The sequence below is a fragment of the Microbulbifer aggregans genome, assembly GCF_001750105.1.
In the GTDB taxonomy this organism is placed as follows: Bacteria; Pseudomonadota; Gammaproteobacteria; order Pseudomonadales; family Cellvibrionaceae; genus Microbulbifer; species Microbulbifer aggregans.
Map to the genome: position 1 here is coordinate 3,617,634 of NZ_CP014143.1, position 16,627 is coordinate 3,634,260.

The following is a 16,627-nucleotide window of genomic DNA, read 5'->3' on the forward strand; positions in this document are numbered from 1 at the left end:
CACAGACGGAATGGTGTTATGACTGATTTGAGCAAACTGCATACCGACAAGCTGTATATCAATGGCCAGTGGCAAAATTCACATGGCGGCGACCTGCATGCGGTGATCTGCCCGGCCACCGAGGAAAAGATCTGCGACGTGGTCCAGGGCACTGCGGAGGACGTGGATCTGGCCGTGCAGGCCGCGCGCGAGGCGTTCAAGACCTGGCGCACTACCACTGCTGCCGAGCGCGCCGCTTTCCTGAACGCTATTGCCGATGGCATGGAGGCGCGCAAGGAAGAACTGATTGAGGCAGTATCCGTGGCGCTGGGCTGTCCGGCGCACATCACTGAATGGCTGCACGTGGATGGCCCCATTTACGCCACCCGCTATTACGCCAAGCGCGCCCACCTGATGGAAGAGACCGAAAAAGCTGGTCACTCACTGATCATGCGCGAGCCGGTGGGCGTATGTGGCTTTATCACACCGTGGAACTACCCCCTGCACCAGTTTGTCGGCAAGGTGGCCCCGGCCATCGCCGCCGGCTGCACCATGATTGCCAAACCCTCGGAGATGACGCCTCTGCAGGACTATGTGATGGCGGAAATCATCGATTCCGTGGGCCTGCCCGCCGGTGTCTTCAACCTGGTGCCCGGCGCCGGCCCGATCGTCGGTGCGGCCCTGTCCGCCCACCCGGATATCGACATGGTTTCATTTACCGGTTCCACCCGTGCCGGGGTGGAAGTGGCCCGGGCAGCGGCGCCGACCGTCAAACGTGTTTGTCAGGAACTGGGCGGCAAGTCGCCGTTTATCATCACTCCCGATGCGGACCTCGAGGCCGCAGTGCGCTGGGGCTGTGAGGACGTGTTCATCAATACCGGGCAGACCTGTACCGCCCTGACCCGCATGCTGGTGCCGGCTGATCGCTACGAGGAAGCGGTGGAAATCGCCAAGCGCGTGGCCGAGGAGGTGAAACTGGGCAAGGGTGGCGACGCCTTCATGGGCCCACTGTCGTCCGCGCGCCAGCGCGAGATCGTGCGCAGTTACATCGACAAGGGGGTCAGCGAGGGTGCGCGCCTGGTGGCCGGTGGTGCGGAGGCCCCCGAGGGCCTGGAGCAAGGCTTCTACGTCAAGCCCACGGTCTTTGCCGACGTCACCAACGACATGACCATCGCCCGCGAAGAGATCTTTGGTCCGGTGACCTGCCTTATCCCCTACAAGGACCTGGATGAGGCCATCGCCATCGCCAACGACAGCGAGTACGGCCTGTCCAGCGGTGTCTGGGCCAAGGATGCCGAGAGTGCGCTGCCGGTGGTGCGCCGCCTGGAGGCCGGACTCTGCTTCGTCAACGGTGGCGAGTTCAACTACGACGCGCCCTTCGGCGGTTTCAAGCGCTCTGGCAACGGACGCGAGTTCGGTGAAGCCGGTCTCGATGAGTTTATCGAACTGAAATCCGTGCAGATGCCGGCATAAACCTCTGCGCTGCCCCCGCCCGGGGGCAGCCGAGTTGACTGTCCATTCCCGCCCCGCTATCTTTCTCCCCGACATCAAGAGAGTGGCTGACGCCAACGCCAACCTGCCAACCGGGGCAAGGTGGTTGCTCTCTCACCGGAGATACACGGGGAGAGAGGATGGGACTCGATTTTCCACAAGAAAATCTCGGGTAATCCAACCGGAATTGCGAATCTCGCTTCGCAGCTTCCACGTCAGCCCTCCAAAGCTTTTAACTTGGAGGGACCATGTCCGAATCACTGATTTCCAGCAAAGCATTCATCGAGATACAGATCGCCAACCAGCGCAGCCGCACTGCAGTCAGAGCCGTGCGCCAGGGCGATCGCCAGCTGCTGTGGCAACTGCTGTTCGACACTGCCGAGGAAGCGTTAGAATTCGCCACCACCTGCCGCACCAGTGAAATACCGGTCACGGCCCACAAGGCCTGTGAACTGGCGGGTTGAACGCTAACCTTGTGTATTCGCCAGTGTATCCGGGCATTCAGCGGATACACTGCCGGGCGCCACAAGCGCACATCTGAGGAGCCAACAAAAACACCATGTCCAAGTCAGAGCAATTCTTCCAGCATCTGCGCGATGAACTGAAGCAGATCGAGGCCGATGGCCTGTACAAGCGCGAGCGCATCATTACCTCCCAGCAGGCGGCCGAAATCCAGGTCAACAACGAACTGCCGGTGCTGAATTTCTGTGCCAACAACTACCTCGGCCTGGCCAACCACCCGGACCTGATCGCCGCGGCGAAAGAGGGCCTGGACCAGTACGGCTTTGGCATGGCATCCGTGCGCTTTATCTGCGGTACCCAGGACATTCACAAGGCGCTCGAGTCCCGTCTGTCGGAATTCCTGCGCACCGAGGACACCATCCTCTACACCTCGTGCTTTGATGCCAACGGCGGCCTGTTTGAAACCCTGCTGGGCCCCGAGGACGCCATCATCTCCGATGCCCTGAACCATGCCTCGATCATCGATGGCGTGCGCCTGTGCAAGGCCAAGCGCTTCCGCTACGCCAACAACGATATGGCAGACCTGGAAGCCAAACTGAAAGAAGCCGATGCTGCCGGTGCGCGCACCAAGCTGATCGCCACCGATGGCGTCTTCTCCATGGACGGCGTCATCGCCGACCTGAAGACACTGTGCGACCTGGCAGACAAGTACGACGCCCTGGTAATGGTGGACGACTCCCACGCGGTGGGCTTCCTCGGTGAGCACGGCCGCGGTACCCACGAGTACTGCGATGTCATCGACCGGGTCGATATCATCACCGGCACCCTGGGCAAGGCTCTTGGTGGTGCTTCCGGCGGCTACACCTCCGGGCGCAAAGAAATCATCGACCTGCTGCGCCAGCGCTCGCGCCCGTACCTGTTCTCCAACTCCGTGGCCCCGGCCATCGTCACCGCGTCCCTGAAAGTGCTGGACATGCTGATGGAAGGCGGCGAATTGCGGGAGCAAGTGCAGGAGAACTCCGCCTACTTCCGCCGCCGCATGTCCGAGGCCGGCTTCACCCTGGCAGGCGCCGATCATCCGATCATTCCGGTGATGGTAGGCGACGCGGCCCTCGCCCAGAAGATGGCCGACATGATGCTCGAGCGCGGTATCTATGTAGTGGGCTTCTTCTACCCGGTGGTGCCCAAAGGGCAGGCCCGGATCCGCACCCAGATGTCCGCCGCGCATACCCGCGAGCAACTGGACCGCTGTATCGATGCCTTCGTGGAAGTGGGCAAAGAGCTCGATATCATTTAATCCATTCATTCACCGCGACCCGGGTTCTGCCACAAGCGGACTCCGGGTCTTGTGCTGGCCGGCTTACCGCCGCCAGAAACGGGATAACGCATGAAAGCACTGTCAAAACTGAAGGCAGAACCGGGCATCTGGCTCACGGACGTGGAAGTACCGGAGCCGGGCCACAACGACCTGTTGATCAAGATCCGCAAGACCGCTATCTGCGGCACTGACATGCACATCTACCACTGGGACGAGTGGTCCCAGAAGACGATTCCGGTACCCATGGTGGTCGGCCACGAGTATGTGGGCGAAGTAGTGGGCATGGGCCAGGAAGTAGCCGGCTTCGAGATCGGTGATCGCGTCTCCGGCGAGGGACACATCACCTGTGGCCACTGCCGCAACTGTCGCGCTGGCCGCCGCCACCTGTGCCGTAACACCTACGGTGTCGGCGTGGACCGCCAGGGTGCCTTTGCCGAGTATCTGGTTATTCCGGCACTGAACGCCTTCAAGATCCCGGAAAACATTTCCGACGAACTGGCCTCGATCTTCGACCCGTTCGGCAACGCCGTGCACACCGCCCTGTCCTTCGATCTGGTTGGCGAGGACGTGCTGATTACCGGTGCGGGCCCCATCGGCATCATGGCTGCAGCCGTGGCCCGTCATGTGGGTGCCCGCCACGTGGTCATCACGGATATCAACGACTATCGCCTCGAACTGGCGCAGAAAATGGGCGCTACCCGCGCAGTGAATGTCAGCCGCGAAAAGCTCACCGACGTCATGAACGAGCTGGGCATGAGCGAAGGCTTCGACGTGGGTCTGGAAATGTCCGGTGTCCCGGTGGCCTTCCGCGATATGCTCTCCGCCATGAATCATGGCGGCAAGATCGCCATGCTCGGTATTCCCGCCGGTGAGATGGCCATCGACTGGAGCCAGGTGATCTTCAAGGGCCTGATCATCAAGGGCATCTATGGCCGCGAGATGTTCGAGACCTGGTACAAAATGGCGAGCCTGATCCAGTCCGGGCTCAACCTGGATCCGATCATCACGCACCAGTTCAAAATCGATGACTTCCAGCAGGGCTTCGACACCATGGCCTCCGGTGAATCCGGCAAGGTCATCCTCGACTGGCAATAATCCCCCCGCCGGAACCGGGTCACCCCCAGAGGGTGATCCGGGCCCTCTTTTCCCACATATCCTCCTCCTGTGAGGCCGGTGACCGCCGGTTCCCCTCAAATCGGGCAACTTCGCCCAACAGCGCCTAGACTCAGGTGACAGACTTCACACACGAATTTACGCGCCAGCGGTCAGTGCAGTTACGCGTATGGCCGGCGAAATGGAGGAGCAGACCATGAAACTGACATATCGATTCCTGGTGGGCGCAGCGGCGCTAACTGTTGCGGTCTTTGCCCGCGCGGATGTGGTTATCGAAATGCACGCCGTCAGCAAGGACGGCGTGGGCAAATCCCTCGGCAAAGTCGTGGCAACCCAATCCAAGTACGGTGTTGTGTTTACGCCGATGCTGGAAGGGCTGCCATCGCCGGGCACACTGCACGGCTTCCACGTGCACGAGAATCCCAGCTGTGAGCCGGGCGAGAAAGACGGCAAGGTGGTGCCGGCCCTGGCGGCGGGTAGTCACTATGACCCCAAGAAAACCAACCGGCACAGCTTCCCGTGGGGCACCGGCCATCTCGGTGACCTGCCGGCCCTTTATATCGACATGGACGGCAAGGCCAATAGTCCGGTGCTGGCGCCGCGCCTGAAGCTCTCAGACCTGAAAGGCCGCGCCCTGATGATTCATGCCGGAGGAGACAACTACTCCGACCAGCCGAAGCCACTGGGCGGCGGTGGTGGGAGGGTCGCCTGTGGCGTGATCCGCTGAGCACCGAGCCTTGAAGCGGATCATCATCCCCCTTCTGTTGGCCCTGGTACTCCTCGCCCTGGCCGGCACCATCCAGCAGTGCACCAAGGGCGAGCGTGAGGTTTCCCCGGCCACAGAGGAAAGCGGCCAGGCGCCGTAACGCTCCTCTCTCCGGCAAAGCGCTGGTCCAACCGGGACCAGCGCCCCACCGTCAGCGGATCAATGACACCTGGCGGTCGTAGGTGTAGGACTGCAGGCCGAAATGGCCATAGGGGTAGGTATAGCTCGCACGCTCACCGGCAATCTGACTCGAGTGCACACCACCCACAGTGCATACCCCAGTGGCACAGACGATCTGGTCCGACCAGCTTTTGATGCTGTACACGCGGCTTGCAATGGCCTTGCCATACAACCAGTCGAGGAAGGGGCTGGACACAGACAGGCCATAGTAACCACAGGTGCTGTTGAAGACATTGAAGGGATAGGTGCCGCAGGTCCAGAGCCCCCGATAGGCACCGGCAATTCCTACGAAGGCATCCACTTTATCCCTTACACCTGCCTTCACAATCTGCTGGGCGGCCAGCGTCACGCCCATGGAGTGACCGATCACGTCGATCTTCCCCGTACAGGAATTGGCAATGGCATTCTGGATGGCATTGCGTACCGGCGTCTCTTCCGAGCCGTTATGGTCATTACACGCGGCACAACTTTTCGAGCCCCAGTTGGGCAGGTAAATCTGTGCACTCGAATACCCCTGACTATTCAGCGCCTGCACGGTATTGTCCCAGTCCCCGGGTGATCCGGAATTTCCGTGCACCAGCACGACATTGTCGCTGCAGGCGGCATAACTGCCTGCGGCCAGTAGCCATGAGCAGAACAAGGCGAGAAAACCGACAGCACGTGCCGGTAGCGATCGATATGACATGGTTTCCCTCTGTTTTCTCTCATTATTTTTGTGTGGTGCAGTCCGTTATCCGTCTGCCCTTTTTCCTGTGAGGGGAAGCCAACCGCAAACCTCTAACGCGAGTGACCTCCACTGTCGAGAATCGACCGGGATAACCCGGAGAAAAAATCAGACCAAAGTCGTAGATGGCGCCCGCTTGATGGACGCAGCGCACATTTTGAGGTGTCTGGCGCAGAATATTCCCAGTCACAATCCGAACTAACGGCTAAACACGGCGTGAAAAAACACTATGCTGCTGAGATGGAGAGAAGCAATTTCAGAGTACTAATCACCCTCGGCATCGCCCTGCTGTTACTGGCAACCGTCGGTTACCTGTTTTATGCCAACCGCGAGCACCAGATCCGCATTCCGGAGGCCGAGCTGCAGCAGCGGTTCGAGCGGCGCCTGCCGCTGACCAAAACCTATCTGAAGTTTTTTGATGTCACCCTGGAAAACCCCCGGGTCGATTTACTTGAAGAGACAGGCCGCATCAGCGCCGGCATGGATGTGCAGGTGCAGATTCGCACCCCGGGAAAAACCCGGAGTTATGGCGGCACCGTGGATGTGGCCGGCCTGGTGCGTTACGAATCGGCGAGCGGCAGATTTTTTCTTTTCGAGCCGCAAATCGAGCGGCTGGAACTGGGGGACCTGAAAGACCCGACCCTAGAGCGGGTACGCGCCGTCACCCAGAAAGCCCTGGAGGAGTATTTCTCTATTCAACCACTATACGAATTGAAACCCGGCGACATCCGCCAGCGGGCCGCTCGTATGGTGCTGCGCAATGTCGAAATCGAGGACGAAGAGCTGGTCATTACCCTCGGTCTTTAGCGGCCCCGTCGCTCGCGCCCGACTCAGGTTTGCCGAGCAGCCAGCTGCAAGTGGTTCCCTGCACCAGCAGGGAAAACAGCACCACCCCGAATACCATTGACTGAATCGTCCACCAGTACGGCAGATCCTCCGGCAGGGAGAGCACCAGCGCAACGGCCACTACCCCGCGGAGCCCACCCCACCCCATCAGCAGACGCCACTCCTTCGGTATCGGCGGTCCAATAAAGCGCGCCAACGGTGCCAGCAGGAAAATGGTGAGCGCGCGAGCACCCACAGCGGCCGCAATGGCGATGATCATCGCCAGCCAGCGTTCACTGAACATCTCCCAGGTAATGACCAGCCCCATGATCACGAAGATCAGGGCGCTGAACATCAGGCTGAGCCACTCCCAGGTGGGTGCCGCGTGGGCCAGGAAAGTTTCGCGCTGCTCACGCAGGCAGGCGCGGGCGACAATGCCGCAAGTCATCACCGCGAGGATGCCGGAGACATGCACCACATGTTCCGCCAGGTAGAAACTGCCGAAGGCAGCCAACAGCAGTACAACCAGCGCCGCCCCGGCTGAGCGGAGAAAGAGCACGACGATTGCCGTCAATAAACCACACACCAGGCCTATGGCGAGGCCGCCAAAGAAGGTGGCAAAGAAATACAGTGTCACCGTGCCCGGACCTTCCAGGGCTTCTCCGGTACTGGCGCTACCCTCCATGACCGTGTGCAGTGCCACCCCCAGAGTCAGGCTGTAGAGCAGGATGGCAGCGGCATCATTAAAGAGGCTCTCCCCTTCCACCAGGGTGATGAGGTCTTCACCGGAGTGCTTTGTGCGCAGCTTGTTGACCACCGATACCGGGTCCGTTGCCGCGAGAATCACACCGGTCAGGAAGGCGGCGATCCAGGGAAAATCCTCCGCGCGGTCGATGCCGTAGTAGGTCAGAAGCCCGATCAGGATCGCGGAGAGAACAACTCCCACTGTTGAGAACAGCAGCACGGGACCCAGCCACCGCTTCAGCACCACGGGTTCAATCTGCCAGGCCGCCTCGAAAATCAGCACCGGCAGGATAACGAAAAAAACCAGTGCCTGAATATTGTGGGCGCGCAGACCGGTATCGAAATTGATGGCCGGCAGGAGCATACCCGCGAGCACGCCGGCAATCAGGCAACCGAGGGTATTGTCCGTGCGCAATACCCGGGCCAGGGCCAGGCCCACGACGGCCGCGATGGCCATATACAGCCCCTGCCCTACGAGCGTAATCACACTGTCGGCAGACTCCATTGCCTTCTCCCTTTGCTGTCAGATCCCCTGTCGCCGCTGCCGGGTTACTCCACGCCCCTGTCCGAGGCGATCACAGATTTGGGCTTCACTTCCGGCACCAGTTCGGACAGCGGCGTGGCCAGGCCCCGCTCGTTGATCACTTCGACATGATGGCGCCGCAACTGTCGCGGCTCCCGCACACCGCAGGAGTGGGCGATGGTGCCCACCTCGTAGGCGAGGTTGCGGGCGTAGTTGTTGACCCGCTCTGCCTTGTCCACCGGATCCAGTCCCTGCTGCAGATCCCGATTATGGGTCGTCACCCCGGTGGGGCAGGTATTCTTGTTGCACTGCATGGCCTGAATGCAGCCCAGGGCAAACATGAATCCGCGACCACAGTTGACGAAATCCGCCCCCATTGCCAGCGCCCAGGCCACCATCGAGGGGGTCAACAGCTTGCCGGAGGCAATGATCCTGATGCGATCGCGCAGTCCGTACTGGGCCAGCAGATCCACCACCAATGGCAGGCTGCGGTTGATCGGCAGACCCATATAGTCCATGAGGCTCTGGGGCGCCGCGCCACTGCCGCCATCAGCACTGTCGATGGTGATGAAGTCCGGTGCGTACTCCAGTCCTCGCAGCTGGATCCGCTCGCACATCTCATGCAGCCAGTCACTGGTACCGATGACACACTTGAAGCCGGTAGGCTTGCCGGTGACCTCGCGGATGTGGTGGATCATGTCCAGCAGGCCATCGACGGTATTGAATTCAGGGTGGCCATTGGGGCTGATGGAATCCTCCCCGACCGGGATACCCCGCACCCTGGCAATCTCTTTTGTCACCTTGATGCCGGGCAAAATGCCGCCTTTTCCAGGTTTCGCGCCCTGGGAGAGCTTCAGTTCGAACATCTTTACCTGGCGCCGCTCGGCCACCTGGCGCAGCTTCTGATCGCTCAGCAGGCCCTTCTCATCGCGCACGCCGTACTTGGCCGTGCCGATCTGGAAAACCACATCGCAGCCGCCGGACAGGTGATGGTCGGAGAGCCCTCCCTCACCGGTGTTGAGCCAGATCCCGGCCTTCGCCGCACCGTGCGAGAGGGCGGTAACCGCCGGCACCGACAGGGCACCAAAGCTCATCCCGGAAATATTGACGATAGCACTGGTGGTATAGGGGTGCTCTGCATAGCCCTCACCGAGGGTTACCTCCGTGGGGGGTACGGCATCCTTTTTGAGGGTCGGAAAGGGGTAATTGAGAAACAGCACGTCACCGGGCTGGTTCAGCGGGCGCGTGGAGCCGAATGCGGACGTGGAATCGACGTTTTTGGCCGCGCGGTAGACCCAGCTGCGCTGGGCGCGGTTGAAAGGCAGCTCTTCCCGATCGAGGGCAAAGAAGTACTGGCGGAAGAATTCCCCCAGATGCTCGAACTTGTAGCGGAAGCGGCCGAGGACGGGAAAGTTGCGCCGGATAGCCTGCTTGGACTGGCTGATATCCGACAGGTACATGTACAGCACGTACAGCACCAACACCACCAGCGTGAAGGCGAACAGCAGTGCAAATACCTCCAGCACCTGCATTGCAAACGCGCGTATCGCCGCAACCGCCTGTAAGTCCATACCGCCACTCCCTAGTCAGATCAGCCCCTATTGTATGTGGCGGAAACCTGGCTTGCACCATCGGCACCCTTCAAAATAAACTGTATGCATATACAGCTATGTGAAAGAAGCAACTTGGCCAACGATCATCCCGATACCCCTACGCAGCTGCACCGGGGCCGCGGCGCTGTCAGCAACCTCGCCGGCCGCTTTGCCAGCAACACCAGCACCCGTGAAAGCGATGGTTGGGAGCTGAACGAGATAGTACCTGCACGGCTACACACCGAGGCCCTGCCGGAGCGGGCCAAAAGCATTATTACCACCAATCGCTCCCCGGATATCCCTTTCGACCAGTCCATCAACCCCTATCGCGGCTGCGAGCACGGGTGCATCTATTGCTATGCCCGACCGGCGCACGCGTACATGGATTTATCTCCCGGGCTGGACTTCGAGACACGGCTGTTCTTCAAACCCGACGCCCCGGCACTGCTGGAGCAGGCACTGCGCAAGCCCGACTACCGCTGCAGCCCTATCGCCCTCGGTTCCAATACCGATCCCTACCAGCCACTGGAACGACAGCAGCGCATCACTCGCCAGCTGCTCGAAGTGATGCTGCGTTTTCACCAACCGGCCACCATCGTCACCAAGAGCCAGCTGATCCTCGATGATCTGCCCCTGCTCAGGGAGATGGCGCAGAAAAATCTCTGTCGTGTGGCCATCAGCGTCACCACTCTCGACAGTGAACTCAAGCGCCGGCTCGAGCCCCGCACCGCCGGTCCTTCGGCGCGACTGCGCACCATCGAGGCCCTGAGCAGCGCAGGCATACCGGTCGCCGTGATGGCAGCCCCGATGATTCCCGCGATCAATGACAGTGAACTGGAGGCCATTCTCACCGCCGCCCACAATGCGGGAGCCGACCAGGCGGCATATATCCTTCTGCGGCTGCCCCATGAAGTTGCGCCCCTCTTTCGTCAGTGGCTACAGGAACACTACCCGGAGCGACTGTCCCACGTCATGAGCCTGGTACGCCAGAGTCGCGGTGGACAGGACTATGACAGCGACTTTGCCCAGCGGCAGACCGGTTCCGGTGTTTTTGCCCAACTTCTGCAACAACGCTTTCGGGTCATGTGCCGCAAACTGGGCCTCAACAGTCGCCGGCAGTCACTCGACTGCAACGCTTTCTCTCCACCGCCACAGCCCGGCGACCAGCAATCGCTGTTTGATTAGCGGCGATGTTTTCCTGCCCTGTTCATTTCAATAGAGCACGGATTTGCGGACAATGTGCCGACGGAGGAAATGCTTTTGAGTGGCTGGTTTGTTTATTTGATTCGCACCCGGCAGGGCGCGCTCTATACCGGCATCACCCGGGATGTGGAGCGTCGCTTTGCCGAACACAGCGCTGGCGGCGTCAAGGCCGCCAAGGCACTGCGAGGTCGCGGCCCGCTGGAGCTGGTATTCCAGCGTGCGCTGCCAGACAAGTCCGCCGCGCTGGTGATGGAGGCGCGCATCAAGAAATGGAATAAAGCGCAAAAAGAGGCGCTGGTACGCGGTGAGGTAGAGTTGCCAGAGGCGGCATCCGATCATTAGTGACGCCGCGGAAGGGTATTGATGAGCTCACTTCTTGCCGGAGGAGTCCTCATCCCGCCGGGCATAGGCGCGGCAGATTTTCCGCATCGCCTCCATCTGCTCGGCGAAGTTGCGACATCCGCGGCATATGGCCAAATGCATGCGCAGCCCCATACGCTCGCTGAGGCCCAGCTCACGCTCCTGGGCTTCCGAGACGAGGCGGGTGATTTCGCGGCAACTTTTCACGATTCCTCCTGGGCCTCACCGGCCTGAAACCAGTTGTTCTCGAGACACAGCCGCAGGCGCATGCGCGCACGGTGCAGTGTGACATTGAGATTACTCACGGTAATTTCCGCGGCGGCGCAAATCTCCGGGGTCTCCAGCTCGATAAATTCCCGCATCATAAAGATCCGTGCCTGCTGCCCCGGCAGCCGGTCGAGGCAGGCTTCGAATACCCGCCAGAAATGGCGGTCGTGGATGGCCGACTCGGGGTCCTCCCAGTGGGACGGACGCTCGTCCCGTTTCCAGTGGCCACGGGCATTGAACAGCTGGTCCATATCCCGCTGCTCTTCATCCGCGCGCAGCATGGTCTGCACTTCTGCCTGACGGCCCCGGGCCCTCAATGCATCGGCGATCTTGTTCTTGAGGATGGCAAAAACCCAGGTTTTCAGCGCGGCGCGACCATTGAAACTGCGCACACTCTTCAGCGCCCCCAGCAGTGCCTCCTGAACGGCATCCTCGGCCTGCTCCCGATCCCCCAGCTGCAGCAGGGCAAAGCGTTGCATCTGCCGCCGCAGTTCTTCCAGATAGGCGGCATCCTGCAGATGGGACGCCTCCTCCGGAAGACCGCTTTGCGCTTCCGGGCCGTGCCCTTCGGCCATCTCTCCGCCGGCCTTGTCGCCCGCCAAGTCTCCCACGACTGCTCTCCTCCGGATGATAAGGGCCCCTGCCAATCCACAGCCCGGCACTCACCGGACGGCCTCAGCCTCGCAACTCGGCTGGTCAACAGCATTCTGTCGACTTCAACACCTCTGTCGCTTCGATCAGGTGATTTATTACAGTTCTGTTGCTCGAATTTCAGCTGGCGGCCCCAACCGGGCCTTCCCCCTGGTGACTACCAGGGAATGGGGCTGCCATCGTAATTTAAAAAAGATCCGCTTTTATCCGCAGAGGTATGGAGCAGGACCTTTTTCAGGCCGCTCACACTCTTCTGAGCGGAGATGAGGGCATTGGGTCCGCCCATATCGGTCTGGACCCAGCCCGGATGCAGCGCGACGACGGTAATCCCCCGCTCCGCCAGATCGATGGACAGGCTCTTGACCACCTGATTGACCGCCGTCTTGGAAGTCCGGTAGATATAGCCGCCGCCGGAGCTGTTGTCGGCAATACTGCCCACCTTGCTGCTCATCACCGCGATCAGTTTGCGTTCACTGGCCGCCACATTGGCACAGAAGGTTTCCGCCAACATGTAGGGGGCAATGGTGTTGGCCTCCAGGACCTTGCGCCACTCGTCCCGGTCTACCCGCCCAAACAGGGTGCCCTTGGGACCGTAGTAGCCCGCGTTACTCAGCAGGATATCGATCGGCTGACCGCCCAGACGCTCCGCCAACTGGGCCATCTGCCGGTAATCCGTCACGTCCAGGGTATAGACCTGCAGCCTCGGGTATTGCCGCTCCAGCGCTTTCAGTTCCTCGGCGCGATCCAGATCCCGGCAAGTTGCCACCACCTTCCAGCCGTCGGCGGCAAACTGGCGGGTTAACTCCAGGCCGAGGCCGCGATTGCACCCGGTAATCAGAATGGTTCCCGGCATCACAACTCCTTCGTGTTATTCTCGCGTCTGTGAATGATAACAACTGAATGTCGATGGTTTACTCACTGAGCGATCTTTTCTGGTTATTCCTGCTGGCCCTCGGTGCCTGGTACCTGTGGAACGGTATGGCCGCGAAGGAACAGGTGCGCCGCGCCGCCGCCAGGCACTGTGCCCAACTGGGCGTACAGCTGCTGGACGATACCGTGGTGCTGTTGCGCACGCGCCTGCGCAGGGACAGCCGCGGCCAATTGCGACTCCAGCGCAACTACGAGTTCGAGTTCAGCTCCACCGGGGAACGGCGCTACAGCGGTATCGCGACACTGCACGGCCAGCGCATCACCCAGATGCAGCTGTCCCCCCACCACCTGGCGTGACGCCCTCGGAGCCATGGCAGAGTCCGATCATTGTCCCCGCGGTATCTATCGCCACTACAAGGGCCAACTTTACCAAGTCATGGAAGTGGCCCGGCACAGCGAGACCGGCGAACGACTGGTTATCTACCGCGCGCTTTACGGAGACTACGGTGTCTGGGCTCGCCCTCTGCAGATGTTCACCGAAACCATTCAGCGCGATGGCGCCACTGAGCCCCGTTTCGCACTGTTACAGGCATTTGACTAATTCGCTGACTCGCCAGTAAGGTTGCGTCACTATTTTCCACCCCCAACCGAATCAGACAGCAGGGTCCACCGGTGAACAATAAGAAGATCATGATTTACGGCGCCTACGGTTACACGGGTGAGCTGATCGCCCGCGAGGCTGTGGCCCGGGGTTACCGGCCGATTCTCGCCGGCCGCAGTGCCGAGAAGCTGCAGCCGCTGTCCGAGGAACTGGGGCTGCCGGCAATGGCAGTTTCACTGGATGCCAGTGAGACCCTCGAGCGGACCCTGAAGGACATGGATGTGGTGATTCACTGTGCCGGGCCCTTCTCTGCCACGGCAGAGCCGATGATGCACGCCTGTATTGCTGCAGGCACTCATTACCAGGACATCACCGGGGAAATGCAGGTATACCAGCGTGCCCATCACCTGCACGAAGAAGCCAAGGCCGCAGGCATCGTACTCTGTCCGGGCACCGGCTTTGATGTGATCCCCACCGACTGTCTGGCGGCAGCCCTGCAAGAAGCTATCCCCACAGCCACACATCTGACCCTGGGGTTTGACTCCGATTCCGGACTGAGCCCCGGTACCGCAAAGACCTCGATCGAGAGTCTGGGAGTCGGCGGTGCGGTGCGACGCAATGGTTCTGTGGAGATCATCGGCCACGGCGAGCTGACCCGCACTATCGATTTTGGGCGCGGTGAGAAATTCGCGGTTGCCATTCCCTGGGGCGACGTAGCCACTGCCTACTACACCACCAAGGTACCCAATATCGAGGTGTATATTCCCATGAGCCCACGGCGGGCGAAGAAGCTGAAACGCCTCAATGCTTTTCGCTGGCTGCTGAAAATGCCGTGGGTCCAGAACTGGATGAAGCAAAAAGTCGACAAGTCGGTGAAAGGGCCCAGTGAAGAGAAGCGCTCCGAACAGAAAACCTGGGTCTGGGGCGAAATCCGCAACGACCGCCGGGGAGAGCGCAAGATCGGACGCGTGCAGACCGCCAATGGCTACGATGTGACGGTGCACGGATCCCTGGCCGTGATGGAATTCCTGCTCGATTACAAAGGCGACGGTGGTTACTTTACGCCATCCAGGCTGTGTGGCTGGGAGCTGGTGGAACGGCTGCCGGGCTCCAGCCAGATCAAGATCGGCATCGACTGACCCATTCCCCCGCCGGGTCGCCCACTAATCAGGCGCCCCGGCAACCCACTCCCTCCTCGCTCTGTCGGGCTCACGGCTTTCCCGGGGCAAATACCGCCACGTTTCATGTTCCTGCAATAAATCGGTCAAGTCAGCGCAATATTGCGTTCGTAACTTGGCCGCATGAAAAGCTTACCTGTCACTCTGAAAGCGTTCGATGTGTCACTGGTACTGCACATGGCACAGCGGGCTGCACGCCCCGCCTCCCGGCAGCGCTACCTGTGGCTGTCCAAGTCTGCGGACGGTTGGCTGTACCTGATCTCGCCGCTACTGGTTGCACTTGCCAACACCGCCGCGGCGGCAGTCCAGTACTTTACCGTCTGCGGCACTGCTTTCGCCGTGGAGCGATCCCTCTACTGGACCATCAAAAACACCACCCGGCGGCTGCGCCCGCCGCAAGCAATTCCCGGGCTACGCTCGGTGGTTGTGGCCAGTGATCGCTTCAGCCTGCCGTCAGGACACACCTCGGGGGCTTTCCTGTTCATCACCCTGCTATCACAGTTGCTGAGCCCACTGTGGCTCCTGGGCTACTTCTGGGCTGCCGGCGTCGGCGCTTCACGGGTGGGGCTGGGCGTACACTTTCCTACTGACGTCTGCGCCGGCGCCGCTCTCGGCACCAGTGTGGGCCTCCTGATCAGCGGAGCAATGCTTTGAAGATACTCTACGGCGTACAGGGGACCGGTAACGGCCATATTTCCCGCGCGCGAGCCATGGCCAGGGCCCTGCAAGCTCACCCGCAGCTGCAGGTTCAGTGGCTGTTTTCCGGCCGTAGCCCGGAAAAGCTGTTCAGCATGGAACCCTTCGGAGACTACTGGTGGCGGGAGGGCCTGACATTCGTACACCGCGCCGGCAAGATCGACCAGCTGGCGACGGCGCGACAGCTGAGTCCGCGCCAGCTGTTCCGCGATGTCCGAGAACTGCCAGTGGAAGACTTCGACCTGGTGATCACCGATTTTGAGCCGGTCACCGCCTGGGCGGCCAGACGCGCCGGTGTACCCAGCCTTGGTGTCGGCCACCAGTACGCGTTCAACTTCACCATCCCGGCACCCCGCTTTAACTGGATGGCCCGAGCCATCATGCGGGCATTTGCCCCAGCGCAGAGCAGCCTCGGCATGCACTGGTACCACTTCGGTCATCCGATATTGCCACCGATTGCCGCACCCCACACGACGGCCAGCGATGGCGAGCACATCGTGGTGTACCTGCCGTTTGAACATCATGAAGTTTTGCTGCAGGAACTGGCCAGGCTACCCCAGCGCTTTATCGTCTACGGTGCTCCGGTAGATCTGCCCGCGGCAGACAACCTGGAACTAAAGGCCCCCTCTATCGATGGCTTCCAGCGGGATCTCGCCGATTCCCGGGCGGTTATCTGCAACAGCGGTTTCGAGCTGATCGCCGAGACTCTGGCCCTGGGCAAACCGATTCTCACCCGTCCGCTCAGTGGCCAGTTCGAGCAGGAAGCCAATGCCCGTGCCCTGACCGAACTGCAGCTGGCCACTGTGGTGCCAGAAGTGAATGCACAGGCGATCGGCAACTGGCTCGAGCAACAGCCTGTCGGTGTGCGCATCCAGTGGCCCGACGTGGCCGGCAGTATCGCCCAGTGGCTTGCCGCAGGGCGACAGCAGTCCGCCGCCGAACTGGCAGAAGGACTGTGGGAGCAGGTGGTCCCCGGGCGCAGCAACAACACCGACGAGACGGCCGGAGCCGCGCTGGACTGACTCTGCCGGGCTGCTATTGCCCGGCTGTCCTCTTACGCCCTATCGCCTGGCCCGAATCATCA

Annotated in this window: 20 protein-coding genes; 14 read left to right on the forward strand and 6 right to left on the reverse strand. The window is 60.9% G+C overall.

The window, feature by feature from the left end; all coding sequences use genetic code 11:
* Positions 1 to 18: 18 nt before the first annotated feature.
* From AUP74_RS15845 to AUP74_RS17515, 6 genes are all read left to right on the forward strand, one after another.
* Positions 19 to 1,452 carry an aldehyde dehydrogenase family protein gene (locus AUP74_RS15845; protein WP_069948408.1) on the forward strand — a complete coding sequence of 478 codons (1,434 nt, stop codon included), beginning with the start codon at positions 19 to 21 and terminating at the stop codon, positions 1,450 to 1,452.
* Between the two features lie 266 nt (positions 1,453 to 1,718).
* Positions 1,719 to 1,934, forward strand: coding sequence for a hypothetical protein (locus AUP74_RS15850; protein ID WP_069948409.1), 216 nt, complete (start codon positions 1,719 to 1,721; stop codon positions 1,932 to 1,934).
* Between the two features lie 95 nt (positions 1,935 to 2,029).
* Positions 2,030 to 3,229 (forward strand): glycine C-acetyltransferase, encoded by a 1,200-nt coding sequence (locus AUP74_RS15855; protein ID WP_069948410.1) that lies wholly within the window; start codon positions 2,030 to 2,032, stop codon positions 3,227 to 3,229.
* 90 nt (positions 3,230 to 3,319) lie between these two features.
* Entirely contained in the window at positions 3,320 to 4,345 is a 1,026-nt protein-coding gene (tdh, locus tag AUP74_RS15860; RefSeq protein ID WP_069948411.1) for an L-threonine 3-dehydrogenase, read from the forward strand.
* A gap of 214 nt (positions 4,346 to 4,559) precedes the next feature.
* Positions 4,560 to 5,090, forward strand: a complete 531-nt coding sequence (sodC, locus tag AUP74_RS15865) for a superoxide dismutase family protein (protein WP_069948961.1) — start codon at positions 4,560 to 4,562, stop codon at positions 5,088 to 5,090.
* A gap of 10 nt (positions 5,091 to 5,100) precedes the next feature.
* Positions 5,101 to 5,229, forward strand: coding sequence for a hypothetical protein (locus AUP74_RS17515; RefSeq protein ID WP_257785518.1), 129 nt, complete (start codon positions 5,101 to 5,103; stop codon positions 5,227 to 5,229).
* A gap of 51 nt (positions 5,230 to 5,280) precedes the next feature.
* Here AUP74_RS17515 and AUP74_RS15870 read toward each other — a convergent pair whose 3' ends face one another.
* On the reverse strand, positions 5,281 to 5,994 hold the full coding sequence (locus tag AUP74_RS15870; RefSeq protein WP_069948412.1) for an esterase/lipase family protein: 714 nt from the start codon (positions 5,992 to 5,994) through the stop codon (positions 5,281 to 5,283).
* Positions 5,995 to 6,273: 279 nt separating this feature from the next.
* On the opposite strand from AUP74_RS15870, the gene AUP74_RS15875 reads away from it, so the two are divergent.
* Entirely contained in the window at positions 6,274 to 6,840 is a 567-nt protein-coding gene (locus AUP74_RS15875) for a DUF1439 domain-containing protein (RefSeq protein ID WP_145924430.1), read from the forward strand.
* Here AUP74_RS15875 and AUP74_RS15880 read toward each other — a convergent pair.
* Positions 6,824 to 8,107: a cation:proton antiporter gene (locus AUP74_RS15880; protein ID WP_069948414.1), complete on the reverse strand. Its 1,284-nt coding sequence runs from the start codon at positions 8,105 to 8,107 to the stop codon at positions 6,824 to 6,826. The two genes, AUP74_RS15875 and AUP74_RS15880, sit on opposite strands and share 17 nt — an antisense overlap.
* A gap of 44 nt (positions 8,108 to 8,151) precedes the next feature.
* Positions 8,152 to 9,696, reverse strand: a complete 1,545-nt coding sequence (locus tag AUP74_RS15885) for an FMN-binding glutamate synthase family protein (RefSeq protein WP_069948415.1) — start codon at positions 9,694 to 9,696, stop codon at positions 8,152 to 8,154.
* Positions 9,697 to 9,810: 114 nt separating this feature from the next.
* Between AUP74_RS15885 and AUP74_RS15890 the strand changes: the two genes are divergently transcribed.
* Positions 9,811 to 10,902 carry a PA0069 family radical SAM protein gene (locus AUP74_RS15890; RefSeq protein ID WP_069948416.1) on the forward strand — a complete coding sequence of 364 codons (1,092 nt, stop codon included), beginning with the start codon at positions 9,811 to 9,813 and terminating at the stop codon, positions 10,900 to 10,902.
* Between the two features lie 75 nt (positions 10,903 to 10,977).
* Positions 10,978 to 11,262 (forward strand): GIY-YIG nuclease family protein, encoded by a 285-nt coding sequence (locus tag AUP74_RS15895; RefSeq protein ID WP_069948417.1) that lies wholly within the window; start codon positions 10,978 to 10,980, stop codon positions 11,260 to 11,262.
* Positions 11,263 to 11,289: 27 nt separating this feature from the next.
* Here AUP74_RS15895 and AUP74_RS15900 read toward each other — a convergent pair whose 3' ends face one another.
* The 3 genes from AUP74_RS15900 to AUP74_RS15910 form a co-directional block, all read right to left on the reverse strand.
* The gene (locus AUP74_RS15900; RefSeq protein ID WP_069948418.1) at positions 11,290 to 11,487 is read right to left on the reverse strand and encodes a zf-HC2 domain-containing protein; all 198 of its coding nucleotides are present in this window, start codon (positions 11,485 to 11,487) and stop codon (positions 11,290 to 11,292) included.
* Positions 11,484 to 12,158: an RNA polymerase factor sigma-70 gene (locus AUP74_RS15905; protein ID WP_226999823.1), complete on the reverse strand. Its 675-nt coding sequence runs from the start codon at positions 12,156 to 12,158 to the stop codon at positions 11,484 to 11,486. The genes AUP74_RS15900 and AUP74_RS15905 overlap by 4 nt, the downstream gene beginning before the upstream one ends.
* A 197-nt stretch (positions 12,159 to 12,355) precedes the next feature.
* Entirely contained in the window at positions 12,356 to 13,051 is a 696-nt protein-coding gene (locus AUP74_RS15910; protein WP_069948419.1) for an SDR family oxidoreductase, read from the reverse strand.
* A gap of 47 nt (positions 13,052 to 13,098) precedes the next feature.
* Here AUP74_RS15910 and AUP74_RS15915 point away from each other — a divergent pair, with 47 nt between their 5' ends.
* The 5 genes from AUP74_RS15915 (at position 13,099) to AUP74_RS15935 (ending at position 16,565) form a co-directional block, all read left to right on the forward strand.
* Entirely contained in the window at positions 13,099 to 13,425 is a 327-nt protein-coding gene (locus AUP74_RS15915; protein WP_226999824.1) for a DUF3301 domain-containing protein, read from the forward strand.
* A 13-nt stretch (positions 13,426 to 13,438) separates the two neighbouring features.
* Positions 13,439 to 13,669, forward strand: coding sequence for a DUF1653 domain-containing protein (locus tag AUP74_RS15920; protein WP_069948421.1), 231 nt, complete (start codon positions 13,439 to 13,441; stop codon positions 13,667 to 13,669).
* A 71-nt stretch (positions 13,670 to 13,740) separates the two neighbouring features.
* Positions 13,741 to 14,808, forward strand: a complete 1,068-nt coding sequence (locus tag AUP74_RS15925) for a saccharopine dehydrogenase family protein (RefSeq protein ID WP_083261053.1) — start codon at positions 13,741 to 13,743, stop codon at positions 14,806 to 14,808.
* A gap of 162 nt (positions 14,809 to 14,970) precedes the next feature.
* Positions 14,971 to 15,501 (forward strand): phosphatase PAP2 family protein, encoded by a 531-nt coding sequence (locus AUP74_RS15930; RefSeq protein WP_069948422.1) that lies wholly within the window; start codon positions 14,971 to 14,973, stop codon positions 15,499 to 15,501.
* Complete coding sequence (locus AUP74_RS15935; protein WP_069948423.1) at positions 15,498 to 16,565, forward strand: MJ1255/VC2487 family glycosyltransferase; 1,068 nt, start codon at positions 15,498 to 15,500, stop codon at positions 16,563 to 16,565. The genes AUP74_RS15930 and AUP74_RS15935 overlap by 4 nt, the downstream gene beginning before the upstream one ends.
* Positions 16,566 to 16,627: the final 62 nt, after the last annotated feature.

What these genes read in the sequence shown, in the direction of transcription:
- AUP74_RS15845 (WP_069948408.1), top strand. Translation starts at nt 19, where the DNA reads ATGACTGATTTGAGCAAACTGCATACCGACAAGCTGTATATCAATGGC.
- AUP74_RS15850 (WP_069948409.1), top strand. Translation starts at nt 1,719, where the DNA reads ATGTCCGAATCACTGATTTCCAGCAAAGCATTCATCGAGATACAGATC.
- AUP74_RS15855 (WP_069948410.1), top strand. Translation starts at nt 2,030, where the DNA reads ATGTCCAAGTCAGAGCAATTCTTCCAGCATCTGCGCGATGAACTGAAG.
- tdh (WP_069948411.1), top strand. Translation starts at nt 3,320, where the DNA reads ATGAAAGCACTGTCAAAACTGAAGGCAGAACCGGGCATCTGGCTCACG.
- sodC (WP_069948961.1), top strand. Translation starts at nt 4,560, where the DNA reads ATGAAACTGACATATCGATTCCTGGTGGGCGCAGCGGCGCTAACTGTT.
- AUP74_RS15870 (WP_069948412.1), bottom strand. Translation starts at nt 5,994, where the DNA reads ATGTCATATCGATCGCTACCGGCACGTGCTGTCGGTTTTCTCGCCTTG.
- AUP74_RS15875 (WP_145924430.1), top strand. Translation starts at nt 6,274, where the DNA reads ATGGAGAGAAGCAATTTCAGAGTACTAATCACCCTCGGCATCGCCCTG.
- AUP74_RS15880 (WP_069948414.1), bottom strand. Translation starts at nt 8,107, where the DNA reads ATGGAGTCTGCCGACAGTGTGATTACGCTCGTAGGGCAGGGGCTGTAT.
- AUP74_RS15885 (WP_069948415.1), bottom strand. Translation starts at nt 9,696, where the DNA reads ATGGACTTACAGGCGGTTGCGGCGATACGCGCGTTTGCAATGCAGGTG.
- AUP74_RS15910 (WP_069948419.1), bottom strand. Translation starts at nt 13,051, where the DNA reads ATGCCGGGAACCATTCTGATTACCGGGTGCAATCGCGGCCTCGGCCTG.
- AUP74_RS15915 (WP_226999824.1), top strand. Translation starts at nt 13,099, where the DNA reads ATGTCGATGGTTTACTCACTGAGCGATCTTTTCTGGTTATTCCTGCTG.
- AUP74_RS15920 (WP_069948421.1), top strand. Translation starts at nt 13,439, where the DNA reads ATGGCAGAGTCCGATCATTGTCCCCGCGGTATCTATCGCCACTACAAG.
- AUP74_RS15930 (WP_069948422.1), top strand. Translation starts at nt 14,971, where the DNA reads ATGAAAAGCTTACCTGTCACTCTGAAAGCGTTCGATGTGTCACTGGTA.